This window comes from Amnibacterium setariae (assembly GCF_003581425.1).
Classification (GTDB): domain Bacteria; phylum Actinomycetota; class Actinomycetes; order Actinomycetales; family Microbacteriaceae; genus Amnibacterium; species Amnibacterium setariae.
Genome location: NZ_QXTG01000003.1, coordinates 272,646 through 289,559, shown reverse-complemented (window position 1 = coordinate 289,559; position 16,914 = coordinate 272,646). Strand labels below are relative to the sequence as shown.

14 protein-coding genes are annotated in these 16,914 nt (G+C 72.6%); 4 read left to right on the top strand and 10 right to left on the bottom strand.

From position 1 onward, the window contains the following. The 7 genes from D1781_RS17020 to manA all read right to left on the bottom strand — a co-directional run bounded on the left by D1781_RS17020 (window position 1) and on the right by manA (window position 8,170). Window positions 1-909, bottom strand: coding sequence for a glycosyltransferase (locus tag D1781_RS17020; protein ID WP_119483691.1), 909 nt, complete (start codon window positions 907-909; stop codon window positions 1-3). Then, window positions 906-2,399 carry a lipopolysaccharide biosynthesis protein gene (locus D1781_RS17690; RefSeq protein WP_158590155.1) on the bottom strand — a complete coding sequence of 498 codons (1,494 nt, stop codon included), beginning with the start codon at window positions 2,397-2,399 and terminating at the stop codon, window positions 906-908. Before D1781_RS17690 ends, D1781_RS17020 begins: the two co-directional genes overlap by 4 nt. Beyond that, on the bottom strand, window positions 2,396-3,700 hold the full coding sequence (locus D1781_RS17685; RefSeq protein WP_158590154.1) for a hypothetical protein: 1,305 nt from the start codon (window positions 3,698-3,700) through the stop codon (window positions 2,396-2,398). The genes D1781_RS17690 and D1781_RS17685 overlap by 4 nt, the downstream gene beginning before the upstream one ends. Further along, window positions 3,697-5,079 (bottom strand): polysaccharide biosynthesis tyrosine autokinase, encoded by a 1,383-nt coding sequence (locus D1781_RS17010; protein ID WP_147392138.1) that lies wholly within the window; start codon window positions 5,077-5,079, stop codon window positions 3,697-3,699. The genes D1781_RS17685 and D1781_RS17010 overlap by 4 nt, the downstream gene beginning before the upstream one ends. A 143-nt stretch (window positions 5,080-5,222) precedes the next feature. After that, window positions 5,223-5,900, bottom strand: a complete 678-nt coding sequence (locus tag D1781_RS17680; protein WP_158590153.1) for a hypothetical protein — start codon at window positions 5,898-5,900, stop codon at window positions 5,223-5,225. A gap of 61 nt (window positions 5,901-5,961) precedes the next feature. Continuing rightward, window positions 5,962-6,750: a CDP-alcohol phosphatidyltransferase family protein gene (locus D1781_RS17000; protein ID WP_119483689.1), complete on the bottom strand. Its 789-nt coding sequence runs from the start codon at window positions 6,748-6,750 to the stop codon at window positions 5,962-5,964. A 94-nt stretch (window positions 6,751-6,844) separates the two neighbouring features. Further along, window positions 6,845-8,170, bottom strand: coding sequence for a mannose-6-phosphate isomerase, class I (gene manA / locus D1781_RS16995; RefSeq protein ID WP_119483688.1), 1,326 nt, complete (start codon window positions 8,168-8,170; stop codon window positions 6,845-6,847). A gap of 117 nt (window positions 8,171-8,287) precedes the next feature. Here manA and D1781_RS16990 point away from each other — a divergent pair, with 117 nt between their 5' ends. The 4 genes from D1781_RS16990 to D1781_RS16975 all read left to right on the top strand — a co-directional run bounded on the left by D1781_RS16990 (window position 8,288) and on the right by D1781_RS16975 (window position 12,679). Next, window positions 8,288-9,583, top strand: coding sequence for an O-antigen ligase family protein (locus D1781_RS16990; RefSeq protein ID WP_147392137.1), 1,296 nt, complete (start codon window positions 8,288-8,290; stop codon window positions 9,581-9,583). A 198-nt stretch (window positions 9,584-9,781) separates the two neighbouring features. After that, window positions 9,782-11,020 (top strand): DUF1972 domain-containing protein, encoded by a 1,239-nt coding sequence (locus D1781_RS16985; protein ID WP_119483686.1) that lies wholly within the window; start codon window positions 9,782-9,784, stop codon window positions 11,018-11,020. Beyond that, window positions 11,013-12,230: a glycosyltransferase gene (locus D1781_RS16980; RefSeq protein ID WP_233551506.1), complete on the top strand. Its 1,218-nt coding sequence runs from the start codon at window positions 11,013-11,015 to the stop codon at window positions 12,228-12,230. The genes D1781_RS16985 and D1781_RS16980 overlap by 8 nt, the downstream gene beginning before the upstream one ends. Then, window positions 12,227-12,679 carry an adenylyltransferase/cytidyltransferase family protein gene (locus D1781_RS16975; protein WP_119483685.1) on the top strand — a complete coding sequence of 151 codons (453 nt, stop codon included), beginning with the start codon at window positions 12,227-12,229 and terminating at the stop codon, window positions 12,677-12,679. Before D1781_RS16980 ends, D1781_RS16975 begins: the two co-directional genes overlap by 4 nt. A gap of 6 nt (window positions 12,680-12,685) precedes the next feature. Here the strand turns inward: D1781_RS16975 and D1781_RS16970 are convergent, their stop codons facing one another. The 3 genes from D1781_RS16970 to D1781_RS16960 form a co-directional block, all read right to left on the bottom strand. Then, entirely contained in the window at window positions 12,686-14,572 is a 1,887-nt protein-coding gene (locus D1781_RS16970; protein WP_119483684.1) for a DUF4012 domain-containing protein, read from the bottom strand. Between the two features lie 103 nt (window positions 14,573-14,675). Further along, a complete protein-coding gene (locus tag D1781_RS16965; RefSeq protein WP_119483683.1) occupies window positions 14,676-15,644 on the bottom strand; it encodes a glycosyltransferase family 4 protein in 969 nt (322 codons plus the stop codon). After that, window positions 15,644-16,798, bottom strand: coding sequence for a glycosyltransferase (locus D1781_RS16960; protein ID WP_233551524.1), 1,155 nt, complete (start codon window positions 16,796-16,798; stop codon window positions 15,644-15,646). The genes D1781_RS16965 and D1781_RS16960 overlap by 1 nt, the downstream gene beginning before the upstream one ends. Window positions 16,799-16,914: the final 116 nt, after the last annotated feature.

The following is a 16,914-nucleotide window of genomic DNA, read 5'->3' as shown; positions in this document are numbered from 1 at the left end:
TCAGGCGGTCCTGCGCAGCGTCCGGGCGACGCGTCGGCCGTCCCGGAGGCCGCGGAGCGCCGGCAGCAGGCTGCGGTGCGGCGCGGTCAGCAGCTGTCGACGGCCGCCCTGCAGCACCACCTCGAGCAGCACCCGACGGTCCTCGCGCCGCCAGCGCCGCCGTCCCTGCTCGTCGAGGTGCAACGCGGCGAAGACCTGCCGGTTCCGCACGTTCCAGTAGTAGTACGTGGGCGACTTCGCGGTTCCCGCGGTCCGGATCCCGTTCCCCTGGGTCCCGCCCTCGGCGTGCACCGCGACCGCGTCGTCCACGACGACGAGCCGCCCGCCCGCGGCGAGGACGCGCGCGGACAGGTCCACGTCCTCCCAGTAGAGGAAGTAGTCGTCCGCGAACCCGCCGGCCGCGTCCCAGAGACGGCGGTGCATCAGCAGGCAGGCACCCGTCAGCCACTGCTGCGCGTCGGCACCGGGTGCCCCGCGCCGCGCGGACCGCATCGTGCCGTCCCGCAGGTCGAGGAGGTGCCCCACCGACCAGAGCGACCCGTCCGGGCGCTCGATGCGGGGGGCGGCGAGCGCCATGGGGTCCGCTCGGACGGTCTCGCCGAGCAGCCGGACGGCGCGCCGATCGATGGCGGCGTCCGGGTTGAGGAGCAGGACGGCCTCCGCGCCGTCCTCGAACGCGGCCGCGACGCCGAGGTTCATGCCGGCCCCGAAGCCGAGGTTCGCGTCCGGCAGCACGGTCGCCCACCCCTCCTCGGCCGCGAGGGCCGAGAGCCGGAGCCGCTCCCGCTCCGTCGAGCGGTTGTCGACCACGACCGCTCGAAGGCTCGGGTCGGATCGGACGAGCGGCGCCAGGGTCTCCTCGAGGAGATCGGAGGCGCCGTAGTTGACGACGACGACCGTGATCCTCATCGCGGGACCGCCTGCTGCACGGGGGCCCGCTCGGACCGGCCGCGGGCGCCGCGCATCGCGGCGCCGACCCGGAGGACCACGAGCGCGTCCCTGCGGAAGGCCGGCCAGACGGCCAGGACGGCGGCCAGGGCGGCGACCCACGCGACCGTGCCGCCGACGAGACCGAGGATGCCGGGGCCGATCGCAGTCCCGACCGCCCACGCCGCAGCCGCCGGGATCAGGTAGCCGGTCGTCGCGAGGATCCCGCCGACGAGCATCGCGCGTGCCGGAGCGTCTGAGACGCGCGCGATCCAGACGAGTCCGAGCACCCACGTCAGGACCGACACGGACGAGTAGGCGATGGCGACGCCGGTGAGCCCGCCGAGCGCGCCGAGCAGCACGACACCGATCACCACGGGCCTCGTGACGATCTGCCAGAAGAGGAAGGACCGGGTGAGCCCCTTGGCCATGAACACCCAGTAGGTGCTGTAGCCCGCGGTCGTGAAGACGCCGGAGACCGCGAGGATCTGGAAGAGGGGCACGGAGTCGGACCAGCGCGGACCGAGCAGGAGCAGCAGCAGCGGCGTCGCGAGCGCGGTCGACCACGAGAAGACCGCGAGCACCAGGTGCAGCATGACCGACTGCCCCGCGAGCAGGTACCGCCGGAAGCGCTCGGGCTGGTCCTGCAGGCTCGACAGCACCGGGAGCGCGACCCGGGTCGCGGGTGCGTTGATCTGGGTCAGCGGCAGCGCGAGCAGCTGGAACGCACGGTTGTAGACGCCGAGCGGGCCGACTCCGAGCGTCGCGCCGATCACCACGGTGTCCGTGTTCTTCCCGGCGTAGCCGAGCAGCTGCGCGCCCACGACGTCCGCGCCGAACCCGAGGAATCGCCGCATCGGCACGTCGCGGCGGTAGCGCTCGGGCCGGAAGCGGTCGAACCACCACAGCAGGACGAGGGTGACGACGGCCTGCAGGATCTGCTGACCGGCGAGCGCCCAGTACCCGCCTCCGAGCAGCGCGATCGCCACGCCGCCGGCGAGGCCGGCCGCCTGGCCGACGATCTCGGCCGCGGACAGCCGACCGAACGCGAGCCGGCGGTTCAGATCGGCCCTGAGCTGGGTCCCGACCCCGTTGAAGAGGAACACCACGGAGAGCACCGCGGTCAGCGCGACGAGGCGGTCGTCCCCGTAGAACGCGGCGACGCCGGGCGCCGCGAGCACGGTGACCGCCGCCAGCACGACGCCGATGACGGCGTTGAGCCAGAACAGGTTGCTGCGCTCCCCCGCGCTCAGGGTCTTCGCCTGGACCGCCGCACTGGTCAGCCCGAAGTCCCGGAAGATCTCGCCCAGACCGATGACGACGAGGACCTCGGCGATGAGGCCGTAGTCGGTCGGCGCGAGCAGCCGTGCGAGCACGACGACGCTTGCCGTCTGGACGAGGACGCGGAGCCCCTGCGCGCCGAGGGTGACGGCGGCGCCTCGCGATGCGCGCCCTGCGAGCCGGTCGGTCACGGCCTCGGCTCGCGATCCCGCGCGCGCCGGCTCTCCACGAGCAGCGCGAGGGTGAAGCCCATCAGCAGCACCCAGGCCGCGGAGACCGTCGGCCAGACCTCGATCGCGACGATCGCTCCGCAGGCCGTCATCACCGCGAGCGCACCGCCGCCTCGGCGGAGCGCCCGCCGGTCGAGGACGCCGCGGATCCCGATCCAAGCGATCGCGAGGAACACGAGCAGGCCCACCAGGCCGAAGCGCAGGACCATCAGCACGAGCTCCGAGTCCACCGTCGCCGCGATGTCGAGCGGGTGCCCCGGACTCTCGACGACGAATGTGCCCCGTGGCGGCCCGATCAGACCGAAGCCGAGCGGGCGGGCGGCGATCGCGACCGGGATGAAGGAGAAGAGCGCGAAGCGGTACAGCGTGCTCTGGTCGAGCACGGACGGGTCGATCACCGGATGCCAGAGGAAGGTCGCCGCGAGCAGGAACGCCGAGACGGCCACCACTGCCACGATCCGCACCAGCCGCCTGGACGGCACGACCGGGATCGCCGCGCGGTCCGCGAGCGCGACGACGAGCCGGACCGCCACGGCGAGCACCGCGACGGCGAGCGGACCGCTGCTGTCGGTGGCCCAGATGCCGGCGAGGAGCAGACCGACCTCGATCAGCTTCACCGGGCGGAGCGGGCCGACGAGCACGATCGCGACGGTCGTCGCGAGCAGCAGCGCGAGCACCAGCGGGTGATCCGCGGCGACGATGCCGCGGAGCGCGCCGCTGTCGGTCAGGGCCGCGCCCTGGACCTGCTGCGTGTACCCGAAGTTGGTGTTGACGACGTTGCCGAGGAAGAGCTGCCGGCCGGTGCGGCGCTCGAGGACCGCCCCGAGCGCACACAGCACCGCCGTGGCGCGGACGGAGGTCGCCGCCCAGCGGGCCCGCCCGCTCCGCACGAGGAGGGCGCCGGCCACGGCGGCCACGGGCAGCTCGACACCGAACTGCCCGAAGGCCCCGGGCAGCGCGCCGAGCGCCGCGCGCTGCACCTCGGGCAGCGTGTTGAGGGCGTAGGCGACGACGAGCAGGACGACGGGCAACCCGATCCAGACGCCGAGCGCCGCCTGCGCGGCCCTGCGACGCGCGAGCTCGACGAGCACGAACACCCACAGCACGAGGGCGGCGAAGATCGCGGGCGACGTCACGCGCTCGATCAGGAAGGGGCAGAAGCACGCGATGACGAACGCGGCGAGCGCCGCGTCCTGGAGCGCGACGAGGACGCGGGGCTCCGCCCGGCCGGCGACCGGCGCGACGATCGCCGGGGCGGTCATGCCTTGCCGAGCACCGCGGACGAGCCCGGCGTCTCGCCGTACCCGTACACGCTCCTGCTCGCGGAATCCGGACCCTTCGTGGGGAGCATGGTCACGACGACGCCGAGCACACCGGCTCCCGCCTGGTCGAGGGCCTGCAGCGCGCGCTCGAGGTGCTGCCGCCGCGTCCGCCTGGCGGCGGCGACGACGATCGCCCCGCCGGTGCGGCGGGCGAGCACCGCGGCGTCCGAGACGGGCAGCAGGGGCGGGCTGTCGATGACGACGAGGTCGTAGCGCTCCCGGAGCTCGTCGAGCAGCGCGCTCATCGCGCGCGACTGCAGCAGCTCGGCGGGGTTCGGCGGGATCATCCCGGCGGGCAGCACGTGCAGGCGGTCGCTCCACGGCTGGAGGACGTCGTCGAGGGGCGCGCGACCGATGACCGCGTCGACGAGGCCGAGGCCGCCTTCGATGCCGAAGAGGGCGTGCACGCGCGGCTTCCGCAGGTCGCCGTCGACCAGGACGACCTCGAGACCGGCGTCCGCCGCGGCGAGCGCCAGGTTGGCCGTGGTCGTGGTCTTCCCCTCGCCGGGGTGCGACGAGGTCACCACGAAGCTCTGCGTGCCGCTCTCGAAGTCGATGAACTGCAGGTTCGTCCGGAGGCCGCGGAACGCCTCGGCCTGGATGCTGCCCGGCGACGTCTGGACGACCAGGGGGTGGGCGGCGGCCCTGGGGTCCGCGAGGATCTCGCCGACCACCGGTGTGCCGGTGATCGCCCCGACGTCGCGCGCCGACCGGATCCGCGTGTCGATGGCGGACCACAGGTACGCGAGCCCCAGCCCGAGCGCCAGGCCGGCGACGAGCGCGAGGGCGAGGTTCCTCGACACGGTCGGGCTGACCGGGGACGAGGGCACGACGGCGCGCTGGATCGGGATGACCTTGACGGTCGCCTTGCCGGCCGCGTCGGAGGGGACGAGCGTCGCCGACAGGTCGACGAGCTGGTCGCTCGCCTCCTGCGCGATCGCGGCCGCGCGCTGCGGCGAGGAGTCCGCGGCCGTGATCTCGATGATCGTCGTGTTCAGCGGTGCGGTCGCGACGATCGAGGCGGCGAGCTGCGACTCCGACTGCGGCAGGTCGAGCGACTGGCGCACGCGGTCGAGCACGATCGGCTTCGTGACCACGTCGGAGAGGGTCTTGACGATCTGCTGGACGTAGGTGCCGCCCTGGTTCAGGTCCGTCCCGCTCGTCGCCGTCGCGGCGGACACGGTGAGGCTCGTCGTCGCCTGGTAGACGGGCGCCTGCGCGGCGCTCACGACGCCGGCCGCGACGGTCGTCAGGACCGGGAGGGCGATGACGAGCGGAAGGCCTCGACGCAGCACGTGGAGGTGGTCTCGGAGGTTCACGGGCGAACCTTTCTTGGCGCGGGTACGCCGAGCGGTGGGTGGACGCTCCCGTCGCTGGGTGACGACGGACGCTGCAGTGTCGCACCGGAGGTGGACCGGATGGAACACCCCGTGCGGGGGACGCGAGCAGGCAGGGCGCCCGCTCAGGGGCGCGGGACGGCGCCTCGGAATGCGATGACGGGGTTGCCGACCGCGGTGTCCACGGTGACCTCGACCTTCGACCGCTCGTCCGACGGGATGTTGAACACGAAGACGCCCGTCGCGCTCGAGCCGTTCGCGACGCGGGTCGGGAACGCCCTGCCGCCGGGCGAGCGCAGCTGGACGGCCGGTGCGCCATCGGCCCCCGAGTAGGCGTTCACCACGGTGCTGGACAGGTCGACCGCGCGCCCCGTGCTGTTGCTGAGACGGATCGTGAAGCGCACGGAGGGGCCCGCGATCTCACCGGGTCCCTCGGCGGTCCCCTGGACCGCCTCCGTCTTCACGACCTCCGCGGAGAGCGCCTTCTTGATCGGCACGGGCGCGGAAGCCGTGATGGCGGCCGTGCGGGTGGGCTGCGGCCGCGGTGCGACCGCAGCCGCAGTCCGGCTCGGCGCCGGCGTGGAGGTCGGCGTGGGCGTCGGCGTGGATCCGGGCGTCGGCGAGGTCGTTGGAACGCTGCTCGGGGCGGCAGCGGCGGCCGAGCTGGTCCGCGACGAGGCGGGCGCGACCCTGCCGGCGGTCAGCAGCCCGACGACGGTGACGACGACCAGGACGGCGACGAGCGCGCCGACGATGGCGGCGGCGGTCCAGCGGGAGCGGCGGGCGGTGGGAAGTCCGGACATGGGCGGGTCCTCGAACGGTCGGGCGGGAGAAGCGGGACGGGGTGCTGCGGGCGGCGAGAGGTCAGGAGGCCGCCGGCTCGATCGCCTTCATGTCCCGGAACCACTTCGGCAGGGCCAGGACCAGGTAGCCCGTGTGGGCCGCGAGGAGGAGCGTGTAGGCGATGACGAAGGCGCCGGGGGCGCCGAGCAGGAGGAAGACGTAGATCAGCAGGCCGTAGTCCGTCGGCAGCCCGAGCAGCGAGCGGAGGGGCGTGCTGCCGGTCCGGATCGCCGTCGCGGTCGTCGTGCGGGCGCGGGCCGCGCGGAGGAGGTCGTTGAGGAGGAACACCGCGAACGACACGGCCGCGACGATCATGAAGCCGATCGGGACGAGCAGCCAGGCGCGCTGGTCGGCCGGCACCAGGAACCGGTAGGCGAGCAGGAGCACCGCCCCGTGCAGCGCCGAGGTCTTCACCGCGTCGATCACGTGGTCGAGCCATTCGCCTGCGGCGGAGCCGCCGCCGCGGAGCCGCGCGACCTGCCCGTCCGCGCTGTCGAATGCGTAGCCGGCGGCGAGCAGCACGGTGACCGCGAGCCCGAGCCAGAAGGTCGGCGGGACGAGGGCGAGGAGCAGGATCGCGGCGAAGGTGAGCGCCGCGCTCAGCGCGGTGACCTGGTTCGGCGTCAGTCCGAAGCGGAACGCGGCCGCGGCGATGAACCGGCCGAGCCGGCGGTTGACGTGCACGGAGTACGCAGGCGCGCCGCGGCCGACCGGCTTCTGCGCGGCCTGCAGCCGGGCGACGGTCTGGCGATAGGTCTCGGGGACGGGTGCGACGGGTCGCCGCACGTCCACCGCGGGCTCGGTGAGCATGGAGGAGTCCAAATGGGGTCGAACCGCGCTGGGTGACGCGGTGGCCCGATCGTACGACCGGGGGGCCCCCCTGAGGCCCCCTACTTCGGGGGCCTCAGGGCGTGGTCGCCATGAAGGCGATCCCCGAGCCGGAGATCGTCAGGGCCCCCTCGTCCGGGGACGCGAAGACGGCCTCGCCGCGCGCGAGCGAGACCGCGTCCTTCGTCCCGGAGACCGCGACCCCGCCGGTCAGGAGCAGCACCACGGCCGGCCCGGTGAGCGGGACCGTCACGCTCTCCGGGCCAGTCAGCGTGTAGCCGTGCACCGCGGCGGCCTCCCCGACGCCGATCTGCGCCAGCACGAAGTCGTCGCCCTGCGGCCGCCAGAGGGTCTCCCCTTCGACGGGCGTCTCGGGCAGCACCAGCGGCACCGGCTCCGCCTCGAAGCGGACGACGCGCAGCAGCTCGTCGACGTCGACGTGCTTCGGGGTCAGACCGCCGCGCAGCACGTTGTCGCTCGCGGTCATCACCTCGATGCCGACGCCGGACAGGTAGGCGTGCAGCGTGCCGGCGGTCAGCGCGAGCGCCTGGCCCTGCCGCAGCGAGACGCGGTTCATCAGGAGGCTGATCACGATGCCGGGATCGCCGGGATACGCCTCCGCGAGGGCCGCGACCGTCTCGAACTCGCGCGAGAAGCTCGAGTTCGCGCCGACGTTCGGCGCGGAGCGGGTGACGGCCGCGACGAGCCGATCGACGTCGTCGCCGCGACGCAGCAGCCGTTCGACGACGGCGGCGAGCGCGTTGCCCTCGCCGGAGTGGTGCGGGACGGTGTCGCCGGTGACGGGCATCCCCTCCTGAGTGACGTCCGCGCTGCTGCCGAGCGAGGCGGTCTCCTGGGGGTGCCCGGCGGTCAGCTCCTCGGCGAACGCGGAGAGCACCGCGCGGTCCTCGCCCGACGCCCCAACGATGAGCTCGGCGAACAGCATCCGGGCGAGGCTGACGTGCTGGAAGCCGGCGAGCGCCTCGAACACCGGCGAGAGCGCGAGGATCAGCTCGGGCTTCGCCGAGTCGTCCTTGTAGTTCCGCTCCTCGGCGTCCAGCGGGACCCCCGCCTCCTGCTCGCGGGCGAACCCGGCTCGCGCCTGCTCGGGGTCGGGATGCACCTGCAGCGAGAGCGGCGAGTCCGCAGCGAGCACCTTCATGAGGAACGGCAGCCGCGGCCGGCCGCCGAGCAGCTCGGGGTGCTCGGCCAGCACGGCGTCGAGCTTCTGCCCGGCGAGCGCCGGGGTGGCGTCGGTGACGGTGCTCGGCCAGCCCGGGTGCGCGCCGAGCCACTGCTCGGCCTCGGGACCGCCGGACGCCTCGCGGCCGAGCACCTCGGCGATCGCGGTGCGCGAGCCCCAGGCGTAGTCGCGTGGCGTGTTGGTGATCCCGACGAACATGCGCCATTCCTACCGCGGTGCCCTGCAGAGGTGCCCGAACGTCCCGGATGGGTCACGGTCGCGACTCCTTCCGGCCCTCGCGGCCGACCGGTCGGCCCCACCTCGTAGGGTCGGAGCGTGCGGCGGCGGGTGCGGGACGGCTACGTGCTGGTCGCGCTCTTCTCGCTCTGGAACGGCGACGGGATGCGCGACCTCCTCAGCTGGTGGGGCTTCGGCGCCGTCTCCCTGCTGCTCCTCGCCGGCGCGGTCGTGCTGCTGCGGCAGGAGCGGCGCCGGGCCAGGACGCTGCTGGTCTCCTGGCGGGCGGTCCCGATCGCCGCCTTCATCGCGCTCTGCCTCGTGTCCACGTCGTGGTCCGACTACCCGGCCCTCACGATCGTCGGCTGCCTGATCCAGATCGCGACCGCCACCGTCGGCGTCGCGATCTGCCTGGCGCGTCCGCCGGTCCGGCTGGCCGTGCTGTTCGCGATCGTGCTGCAGGCGACCCTCGGGATCTCGGTCCTGTTCGAGATCGGGGTGGCCCTCTCCCCCGGCGGCCAGATCCTGCCGCTCTGGACGAACTACAGCGCGAACGTCCCAGGCGCCTACTACTGGAGCAACGGCCTCATCTTCCAGGGCGGCCGGATCCAGGGCTTCACCGCGAACGCGAACCTCCTCTGCTTCCAGGCGCTGCTGGCCGCGGTCGTCACCGCGTCGCTGGCGCAGGCGCGCCTGCTCGCCGTGCGCCTGCTCGTGCCCGCCCTCCTGCTCGACGCCCTCGTGCTCGTGCTGAGCCGGTCCGCGACGGTGATCATCGCGGGGGGCGTCGTCGTGGTCGCCGCGCTCGTGATCGCCGGCCTCCGACGGTTCGGGCCAGGGGGTCGGGCGGCGCTGCTCGGTGCCTCGGTGCTGTTCGTCGCCCTGGTCGGCGTCGGCTCCTCCCGGATCTCGGAGCCCTTCCTCCGGCTGCTCGGCAAGGGCGACGACTTCACCGGACGCCTCGAGATCTGGCGCCTCGTCGGCGGCCTCGTCAAGGACGAGCCGATCCTCGGCTGGGGCTGGATCAGCTACTGGGCGCCCTGGGTGCACCCGTTCAACGGCCTCGTCGTGCGGGACGGCGTGCAGTACCTGCAGGCGCACAACGCCTACCTCGACGTCCAGATGCAGCTCGGGATCCCCGGGCTCTTCGCACTGGTCGCCGTGATCGGATCCGCCGTCTACCGGGCCCTGCGCCTCGCGCTCACCGCGCGCCCGCTCGCCGTGCTGCCGCTGCTGCTGCTCGCCGCCCTGCTCACGCAGGCGATCGCGGAGAGCCGGCTGCTGATCGAGGGGAACTGGGCGCTGCTCGTAGCGCTGTCCGTCGCCCTGCCGCTCCCCCGCCACCGGGCCGACGTCCTCGTCGAGGAGCGCCCCAGAACCCTGAGTGCGGGCTGAGCGACCCCGAACGGGGGACATCAGGATCCTCGGCCCTACCCCTAGGGTCGTGTTCAGTTCGTGAACCCGACACCCATCGGCGTCCACGACGGGTCTCGGCGTCCGCGGGCGTCGACGGCCATGCTCCCCTACCCGATCACCTCGCCACCGCCCATGGCGTCAGGCGTGGACCTCGTACCCGAATCCGAGGACCCCCACATGACCTCGCTTCAGTCGGCCCCGCCCCGGCATCGTCAGGACGTCGCCCCGCTGCGCATCGCCATGCTCGGCACGCGCGGCGTGCCCGCCAACTACGGCGGCTTCGAGACCGCCGTCGAGGAGATTGGGCAACGACTGGTCGAGCAGGGCCACGCGATCACCGTGTACGGCCGGACCTGCGGCAAGGACGTGCCGAAGGAGCATCTCGGCATGCGGCTGGTGAATCTGCCCGCCCTGCGGTCCAAGAGCCTCGAGACCCTCAGCCACACGGCCCTGTCGGCCGCCCACTTCACCGCCTCCCGGCGCCACGACGTCGCGTTCGTGTTCAACGCCGCGAACGCGCCCTTCGTCCCGATGATCCGCGCCCGCGGCACGGCCGTCGCCCTCCACGTGGACGGCCTCGAGTGGAAGCGCGACAAGTGGGGCAAGTGGGGCCGGCGCTACTACCGGATGGCAGAGCAGCTCGCAGTCCGCGAGGCGGACGCACTCATCGCCGACGCGCAGGGCATCGCGGACTACTACGACGACGAGTTCCACGTCCCGACCGAGCTCATCAGCTACGGGACCCGCGTCCTCCGGAACACGCCGACCGATGCGGTCGAGGCGCTCGGGCTCGTCCCCGGTCGCTTCCACCTCGTCGTCGCCCGCTTCGAGCCGGAGAACCACGTCGACGTGATCGTGGAGGGCTTCCACCGCTCCGACGCGAAGCTGCCGCTCGTCGTTGTCGGCTCCGCCCCGTACTCCGCCCGCTACACCGACGCCATCGGCGCGGTCGCCCACCGGGACGACCGCATCCGTCTGCTCGGCGGCGTCTGGGACCAGCGCGTGCTCGACCAGCTCTACGCGCACGCGGCGAGCTACCTGCACGGGCACTCCGTCGGCGGCACGAACCCCTCGCTCCTGCGCGCCATGGGTGCGGGGACCGCGATCGTCGGGTGGGACGTGGTCTTCAACCGCGAGGTCGCCGGGTCGGCCGGGTCGTACTTCTCCAGCCCGGGCGAGCTCGCGCGTCACGTCGAGGACGTCGAGCGCTACCCGTTCCGGTTCCGCGACATCGGTGAGCTCATGCAGGAGCGCGCGCGGAAGCGCTACAACTGGGACGCCGTCACCGAGGCGTACGCCGGGCTCGCGGCAAAGCTGGCCCGCGGCTACAGCACGCGGGGCATCAGCAACGGTCGTCGCGCCGATTCCGCATGGTCGGTCGAGCAGCCGCTGAGCGTCGAGGTACGGCGTGCGTGACCTGCCGCGGCAGGGCTCGGGCACGGTCCTCATCGCGCATCCCGGCGCGGAGCTGTACGGCTCGGACCGCGTCATGCTGGAGACCCTGGCCGGCCTCGTCGAAGCAGGGCGGGAGGTCGTGCTCGCCGTGCCCGGAGACGGCCCGCTCGTCCCCGCGGCGCACCGGCTCGGCGCACGGGTCCTCGTGCTGAACGCGCCGGCCGTGCGCAAGCGCGCCCTGCACCCCTTGCACCTCCCCCGCTTCCTCCTCGGGTCCGTCGTCGCCGCAGTGCGCATCGACCGCGCTCTGCGCCGCATCAGGCCGGAGGTGCTCTACGCCTCGACGCTCACGGTGCCGCTCTGGACCGCCGTCGCGCGACGCCGCCGGATCCCGGTGGTCGTGCACGTGCACGAGAGCGAACGCCAGGCGCCGCATGTCCTGCGGATCGCCCTCGCGCTGCCGCTCGCGCTCGCCGACCGGCTCGTCATCAACAGTGCCTTCAGCCGAGACGGGCTGATCGAGGTGCTGCCGCGGCTCGCGTCGCGCTCCACCGTCGTCTACAACGGCGTCGCCGGGCCGCCCGAGGTCGTCCCTCCGCGCCGCGAGCTCGACGGCGGACTGCGGGTCGTCTACGTAGGACGAATCTCACCGCGGAAAGGCGTCGACGTCGCGGTCGCGGCGCTCCACGACCTGGTCGCGACGGGCGTGCCCGCGTCGCTCGAGATCGTCGGCGCCGTGTTTCCGGGGTACGAGTGGTACGAGCGGCGGCTCCGCGCCCAGGTCGCCGAGCTCGGCCTCGAGGACCGCGTCGTCTTCCACGGGTTCCAACCCGCGGTGTGGGACTCGATCGCAGCGGCGGACGTCGTCGTGGTCCCCTCCCGGCTCGACGAGCCCTTCGGCAACATCGCCGTCGAGGCGGTGCTGGCCGGTCGCCCGGTGGTGGTGAGCGGCATCGGCGGGCTCGGCGAGGCCATTGACGGCTTCGCCTCCGCGGTCGCGGTCCGTCCGGACGACGACCGCGCCCTCGCGGACGCCCTGCGCCGGATCGCGGTGTCCTGGCCCGCCTTCGCGCGCACGGCGGCGGCCATGGCGCCGATCGCCGCCGAGCGGTACGCGACCACGCGGTACCGGCGCGCGGTCGTCGACGAGATCGACCGCGTCTCCGCCCCGACCGATGCGGTACCCGCACCGGGGCCCGCCCACGTCGTTCTAATCCAAGAGGACGCATGAGCACTGCGGACCTTCGCATCGGCTACGCCGCCGGTGCGTTCGACCTCTTCCACATCGGCCACCTCAACCTGCTGCGCCACGCGAAGAGCGAGTGCGACCTGCTGATCGCCGGCGTCGTGTCAGACGAGATGCTGCGGCTGACGAAGGGCATCACGCCCGTCATCCCGCTCGCCGAGCGCATGGAGATCGTCAGCCACATCTCCTACGTCGACCGCGTGCACGCCGAAGTGGTGCCGGACAAGCTCGACACCTGGCGCGAGGTCCGCTTCACCCACTTCTTCAAGGGCGACGACTGGCGCGGGACCGAGAAGGGCCGCCGGCTCGAGCGCGAGTTCGCCGCCGTCGGCGTCGAGGTCGTCTACTTCCCCTACACGATGTCGACGTCGTCGACGGTGCTCCGCCGAGCGCTCGCCGCGTTGAACGGGGAGCCCGAGCGCGTCAACGGCTGAGGACGCTCACCCGCACTTCGCGGCAGTGATCTCGACCGGTACCGGCCGGACCTTCGGGGTGTGGCTCACCTCGACCGTCTTGCTGTTCTCCGTGCCGCCCTCGAAGACGGCCTTCACGGTCATCGAGCTCGCCGGCCCCATGTTCAGGCTGACGACGCCGACCGGCCGGTCGTACATCGTCCCCTTCACCGCAGGCCGGTGGTCGAGCTGGCCGGTGGCGTCGTAAACGGTGTTGAACTTGTAGCTGAACGCGTTCCCCCAGACGACCTTCTTGCCGTCGATGTACACGGCCTTCAGCTTCGCGCCGACCGGGCCGTACACCTGGACCCACTGGCGGTCGCCGCCCGCCACGATCCGCGGCTGGTGCGCCTTCACGTACTCCGGCAGAGAAGAAATTTGCGCGACAGGCAGGGTGTTGATGACCTTCGCCGACACCGTGTACTTCGGCGTCGCCTGGCACGTGTCGGTCGTGACCGCGATCTGCTCGTCCATGAAGTAGCTCATCTTCGACGTCGCATCGTCGTTGTTGTAGACGCCGAGCACGGTCTTCTCGGTGTTGTCCTCGGGCAGCATGTTCCCGAGGGGCGAGTCCATGAGCAGCTTCTGCTCGTCGGAGCGGACGCTCCACATCTTGAGCCGCTGCTCCGCCATCATCGGCTGCAGCTGCGCGAGGTAGGACTTCGGGTCGCCCTGCCCGTTCGTGACGGCGCCGAACACGGCCTGCGCGGCGGAGGCGAAGATCGCGTCCTGGACGTCGGGGTTCGGGTTCTTCGCGTAGACGTCGTAGAGCAGGAACGGCACGGCGTTGTTCGCGTCGACGACCGTGCCGTCGACGAGCCGGACCGGTCCGGTCGCGCGCAGGAGGTATGAGAGCGCGACCGGGTCGAAGGAGATCACGCCGTCGACCTTGCCGCCGAGCTGATCGCGCCACATCGCGCGCGCCATCTTCGCCGTCGAGGGGAAGTCGGGCGTCATGGTGATGTTCGTCACGTAGGTCGACGCGTAGTCCGTGTAGATCTTCGGCCAGTCGCCGTTGCCCTTGCCGGTCGGGGTGTACGGCGGGACCGTGTACGGGCGGGGGAAGTTGCCCGAGTCGCCCTGCTTGCCGAGCGAGATCTTGCCGTTCTTGACCACGAGCATCGCCATGGACGCCGGGTTCCCGCCGCTCGCGCGCTCCTCGGCGTTGTTCTGGAAGATGAGCAGATAGTGGCGGGCGCCCTCACCTCCGAGCGCCGGATAGAGCACCGGCATGACCTTGCGCAGCTCGTGCGTCACCGGCGCCGCCTCCTGCAGCATCGACTGGACCTGCCCGATCGGCTGCTTCAGCTGCGGCAGGACGTCCTTCGTGTCGATCGCGGACGCGCTCCGGTCGGCCGCGGTGATCGCGTCGTCGATGTCCGCGATCGCCGGCGTCAGCTTCTTCAGGGGTTGGATGTCGATCCCGCCGTCCTTCGGCTTCAGGCTCTCGACGCTGATCCCGTCCGCCGCCTTCGCGAGCGGCCCGACGCCGTCGTGCACGAGGTCGTCCACCAGGTCCGCGGTCTGCCGGAAGGCCTTGAGGTTCGGTCCGACCACGGGCACCTTCTCGTAGAGCGACCACACCGGATCGTCCACCTGCTGTGCGGCCTTCGACGTGTTCGCCTGCAGCTGCGCGTAGAGCGCCGCCGTGCTGGGCGCGTTCGGCTGCCCGAGCGCCGACTTGAAGGCGGTCAGCCGTCCCTGCGCCGCCTCCAGCTGGTCCTTGGCGATCAGCGCGCGGTTCCCGACGTAGACCGTGAGCAGCACCACGGCGACGACGCCGAGGACCAGCGCGACCACGCCGCCGATTGTGATGCGGCGACGGATCTGCTGAGCGCGGGTGCGCTGCTTCTTGCGGTTCTGGGCCTTCGGCACGTCGAACGAGGTCCTTTCGGGAGGGCCGGTCGTCGGGTCCGTGAACCCTATTCGAGGGGCGTCGCCGCTTGGGCCGGGCGCGCCGAAGTCCCCGACTCCGGCATCAGGCGGTCACGCTCGTGACAGCCCGCTCGACCCGGCGGGACACGGAGCCCCAGTCGTAGCGGTCTCGCCAGGCCGGATCGGCGGCGACCGACGAGGGCCCCGCCTCCAGCAGCCGGTCCATCGCCTGCGCCCACTCCTCAGCGTCGCCCGCGCTCCCGACCGCAACGCCCTCGCCGCCCACGATCTCGGCGACGCTCGCGCACCCCGAGCTATAGCCCACCCGCCGTCCGCTCGCGACCGCCTCGAGCGCAGGCAGACCGAAGCCCTCGAGCAGGGACGGCATCAGGACGGCGTCGTGCCGACGGTAGACCTCGGCGAGCTCGGCGTCGGTGAGCCCGCTCCGCACCTCCACCCGGTCAACGACACCGTGCCGCTGCGCCAGTGCCTCCGCGCGGTGCACGTCGGCGGTGACCAGGGTCAGCCGGTTCGCGGTGCGGAGCGCGAGGGACCGGAACAGGACCTCGACGTTCTTGTGCGGCTTGAGGTTGCCGACGTACAGAAACCGTCCTCGGCCCGGCGGCGGGGTCGAGCCGCCGAGGAACGCCGGTGCGCAACCGTTTCCGACTTCGACCACCTCGACCCGGGACGACGGGCCCAGCCAGGTCTCGATCCGCGCCTTCGACGTCTCGGAGACGGTCAGGACGATGCCCGCCCGGCGTACGGCCGGCCGCACGACGGCCTCGTAGTACGCCTCCTTCGCCTTCGACCGCTCCGCGGGCTCATCGAGGTGGATGAGGTCGTGGAGCGTGAGGATCTGCCGTGCTCGGGTGAGGCCCGCGTTGAAGCCCGGGCTGTAGACGACGTCCTGGCGGCCCAGGCGGAGCCGCCAGGTCGACAGGACGTCGCGAGGCGATGTCGGGGGAACGTCCGCGCGGACCTCCGCCGCCCAGGGCAGCCGGGCGACGACCTCTCCCGCGAAGCGGGCGATGCCGTGGCGGCCGGTCCACCGCCCGTCGACGACGATCATCAGCGGACGCCCTCGCCGACCCACCGGTCGATCCGCTCCTGGAACCTCGGCACCGAGAAGCGGCGGACGGTGTCCGGGATCGACGCGCGGTCGAGGGACATCGCCGCGTCGACCGCCTCGCGCAGCTCGCCTGCCGCGAAGCCGTCGACGAGGACGCCGCTTACGCCGGGGGTGACGCTCTCCCGAGCGCCGCCCAGACCGTTCGCGACGACGGGCGCGCCCGCGGCCATCGCCTCGACAGGCATCATGCCGAAGTCCTCGACCGCCGGAAACACGAACACCGCCGCGGCCTCGTAGAGCGCGTACAGCAGCGGCGAGCTCGGCCGCTCGACGAAGTGCACCGGCACGCCCGCCTGAGCGGCCAGCTCCTCGAGCTCCGGGCGCAGCGGACCCTCGCCGGCGAGCACGACCGGAAGGCCCGCCGCCTCCCCGGCGCGGATCACGAGGTCGAGGCGCTTGTAGGAGACGAACCGGGAGGCGCCCAGCACGAAGACGTCCGGGAGGGAGTCGAGCACCTCGCGCTCCGCCGCCTCGACGCGATCCGCCCAGGGCGCACCCTCCATGATCCGGTCGACGTCCACCGGCGGGTTGATGACCACGGCGTCGCGACGCCAGGCGGCCTCGACCCGGGCCCGGACGAACTCGCTGTTCGCGGCGATCGCGTGCGCCTCCTGTGCGCGGCGCCGGTCGATCGGCTTCAGCGCGGCGCCGATCGCACGGGCCAGCGTTCCGTCGCCGCGCGCGTCGAGCTCGGGGTTCCAGATGTAGCGCGCGGGCGAGTGGACGTAGACGAACTTGCGCGGGCGGCCGAGCAGACCCTCCACCTTCACGTGGTGGGAGAAGAGGTGCGTGCTCGCCAGGACCCAGTCGTAGTCCTTGCGGGAGCCGACGACGCCGCGCCAGACCGCCGGCAGCGCGACCGCCGCGGCCGCCTTCCTGTTCCTGATGGGGCTGCGGGCGAGCCACGACTCCCGCACCCTCGGGGTGATGGTCCGCCAGGGCGCGTTGTTCCAGGGCACGACGATGTCGCTGGTCGGGAAGGTCTCCGCGATGACCTCGAGGACGCGCTCCGAGCCGCCGTGCGGCTCGATCCACTCATGGACGAGAAGACCGACGATGATGACCTCCGAGGCTCGTGGTGCGCGAAGCACCATAAGCACGCGATCACCGCCGTCCCTCGGTCTGGGGCCGTGTCGCTCCGATCCGCAGACATCCGAGGACCGAGCGGCCCTCTTGTTGCACCAGTGGGTCGCCACAGGTCGGGCCGCTC